This window comes from Nonomuraea sp. NPDC049784, assembly GCF_040659615.1.
Taxonomy (GTDB): Bacteria; Actinomycetota; Actinomycetes; order Streptosporangiales; family Streptosporangiaceae; genus Nonomuraea.
In genome coordinates this window covers 1-3,023 of the sequence record NZ_JBFAMX010000907.1, presented here as the reverse complement: position 1 = coordinate 3,023, position 3,023 = coordinate 1, and the positions used below count along the sequence as shown (strand labels likewise).

Annotated in this window: 2 protein-coding genes; both read right to left on the bottom strand. The window is 71.6% G+C overall.

Going from position 1 to position 3,023, the window contains the following annotated elements:
• Positions 1-1,490, bottom strand: a 1,490-nt coding sequence (scpA, locus tag AB0J09_RS60800; RefSeq protein WP_360713042.1) for a methylmalonyl-CoA mutase, incomplete at its 3' end; no start/stop codon positions are given.
• Positions 1,487-3,023: methylmalonyl-CoA mutase family protein (locus AB0J09_RS60795; RefSeq protein WP_360713039.1), on the bottom strand; the 1,537-nt coding region annotated here is incomplete at its 5' end. The genes scpA and AB0J09_RS60795, both read right to left, overlap by 4 nt.

Below are 3,023 nucleotides of genomic sequence, written 5' to 3'. Positions count from 1 at the left end.
GCGTCGGGGTCGCGCTCGGCCCTGAGGCGGGCCAGCTTGTCGAGCTGCTGGGCGCGTACGGCGCTGTTGTCGACCTTGAGCACCTCGATGGCCTCGTCGCTCTCGGCGCGGTACTTGTTGACGCCGATCACGGGCTGGCGCCCGGAGTCGATGCGGGCCTGGGTGCGGGCGGCCGCCTCCTCGATGCGGAGCTTGGGCAGGCCCGCCTCGATGGCCTTGGCCATGCCGCCTGCGGCCTCGACCTCCTGGATGTGGGTCCACGCGCGTTCGGCGAGGTCGTGGGTGAGGCGCTCGACGTAGTAGGAGCCGCCCCACGGGTCGATCACCTTGGTCGTGCCCGACTCCTGCTGGAGGAGGAGCTGGGTGTTGCGGGCGATGCGGGCGGAGAAGTCGGTGGGCAGCGCAAGGGCCTCGTCGAGCGCGTTGGTGTGCAGGGACTGGGTGTGGCCCTGGGTGGCGGCCATGGCCTCGACGCAGGTGCGGGCGACGTTGTTGAAGACGTCCTGCGCGGTCAGCGACCAGCCGGAGGTCTGGGAGTGCGTACGAAGGCTCAGCGACTTCGGATTTTTCGCATTGAATCCGGATACCAGCTTGGCCCACAGCAGCCGGGCGGCGCGGAGCTTGGCGACTTCCATGAAGAAGTTCATGCCGATGCACCAGAAGAACGACAGCCGCGGCGCGAAGCGGTCGACGTCCATCCCCGCGGCGACCCCGGCCCGCAGGTATTCGACGCCGTCGGCGAGCGTGTAGGCCAGCTCCAGGTCGCACGTCGCGCCGGCCTCCTGGATGTGGTAACCGGAAATGCTGATGGAGTTGAATTTCGGCATCTTCTCGCTCGTATAAGCAAAGATGTCCGAAATAATCCGCATAGACGGCGTCGGGGGATAAATGTAGGTATTGCGGACCATGAACTCTTTGAGGATGTCGTTCTGAATGGTCCCGGCGAGCTGCTCCGGCGCGACGCCCTGCTCCTCGGCCGCCACGATGTACAGCGCGAGGACGGGCAGCACGGCGCCGTTCATGGTCATCGACACCGACATCCTGTCCAGCGGGATGCCGTCGAACAGTTGCCGCATGTCGTAGATCGAGTCGATCGCGACCCCGGCCATGCCCACGTCGCCGGCGACCCGGGGGTGGTCGGAGTCGTATCCCCGGTGCGTGGCCAGGTCGAAGGCCACCGACAGGCCCTTCTGCCCGGCGGCGAGGTTGCGCCGGTAGAAGGCGTTGGACTCCTCCGCCGTGGAGAAGCCCGCGTACTGGCGGATGGTCCAGGGCTGGTTGACGTACATGGTGGGGTACGGGCCGCGCAGGTAGGGGGCCGCGCCGGGGTAGGTGCGCAGGAAGTCGAGCCCCTCGAGGTCGTGGGCGGTGTAGAGCGGCTTGACCTCGATCCCTTCCGGCGTCTCCCACACCTCGCCGGCGTGCTTCGGCTCCCCGGGGCCCTCCTTGGGCAGGGCGTTGAGCGGGATGCCGGAGAAGTCCGGGATCATCGGGTCACCTCCAGGTGGTCGAAGGTCTCGCGGAGCACGGCCAGCGCGTCGCAGCCCGCGTAGAGGTTTCCGTCCACGCCTTCGTACTTCCCCTTCCCCGCCAGCCACACTTTCCTCGCACCGGCCTTGCGCAGTGCGGCGGCGACGGCGGTGGCGTGCTGGGCGTACAGCTTGTCGGCCGAGCACAGGCACGCCACGGCGGTGCCGCTCACGGCGAACGCGGTGGCGATCTGCTCCGGATCGGCCCCGGGACCGGCGGTCTCGGTGTCGAGGCCGCCCGCCTGGAACAGGTTGGCGGCGAACGAGGCCCGCGCGGTGTGGGCGGCGACGGGCCCGATGGTGGCGAGGAACACCTTGGGCCGCTCGGGCTGCGCGTCGGCCAGATCCCGCAGCTCCTCGAACGCCTCGGCGTACCGGACGCGCGGCAGCCCACCCGCGGCGCGCCCCGCCTCCGGCGCTCCGGCGGCGGGCGACGGGGGGCGGACCGGCTTCTCGTGCACGTTGGGGAACTCGCTCACGCCCGTGATCGGGAACCGGCGGTGGGCGATGTCGTCGTCGCGGCGGGCGCGGGTGGCGGCGATCCGTCCGGCGATCAGACCTCCGGCCTCCGTGATCCCGCCGGCCGCCTCGATCTCCTGGAACCACGCCCACGCGCGCTCGGCGAGGTCGGCGGTGCGGCGCTCGACGTACCAGGAGCCGCCGGCGGGATCGACGACGTTCCCGAGCCCCGACTCCTCCAGCAGCAGCGACTGCGTGTTGCGGGCGATGCGGCGGGAGAAGGCGTCCGGCAGGCCGAGGCAGGCGTCGAACGGCTGCACCGTGACCGCGTCGGCCCCGCCGACCCCGGCGCCGAAGCAGGCCAGGGTGGTGCGCAGCATGTTCACCCAGGGGTCGCGGGCGGTCATCATGGCCGCGCTGGTGACCGCGTGCTGCCGCTGCCCGCCGTGCTCGGGGGCCCCGCACACCTCGGCGACCCTGGCCCACAGCCGGCGGGCCGCGCGCAGTTTGGCGATGGTGGCGAACTGGTCGGCGGTGGCGGCGTACCGGAACTCGATCTGCCCTAGCGCTTGCTCAACGGAGAGCCCGCCGCCCGTGAGCGCCCGCAGCTCCGCGACGCCCTGGGCGATCGAGCAGCCCAGCTCCTCGGCGTCGCCGCCGCCCGCGTCGTGGTACGGCGTCGCGTCGACGGTCACGGCCGCGAGCCCGGGGAAGCCGGCGGCACAGCGCAGGGCCAGCTCGAGCCCAGCGCCCCCGGCGCAGGCAGAGGCCCCCAGGTTGCCCTTCACCGCGGCGCCGCGCCGGAACAGGACCTCGGCGGCCTCGCGTACGTGCTCCCCGGCCTCCAGCACGACCGGGGCCAGGTCGAGATAGACGTCCTTGAGCACCGTGCCCAGCGCGTCCACCGGGATCGCGCCGTCCCCCACCACCAGCCACAGGGACGTGACACCGTTCTCCAGGTCCGCCAGCACGGCCTCGGGATCGGCCACCGCGTGCCGCTGCCGCACGTCCCAACCGGCCACGGCCCGGGTCCCG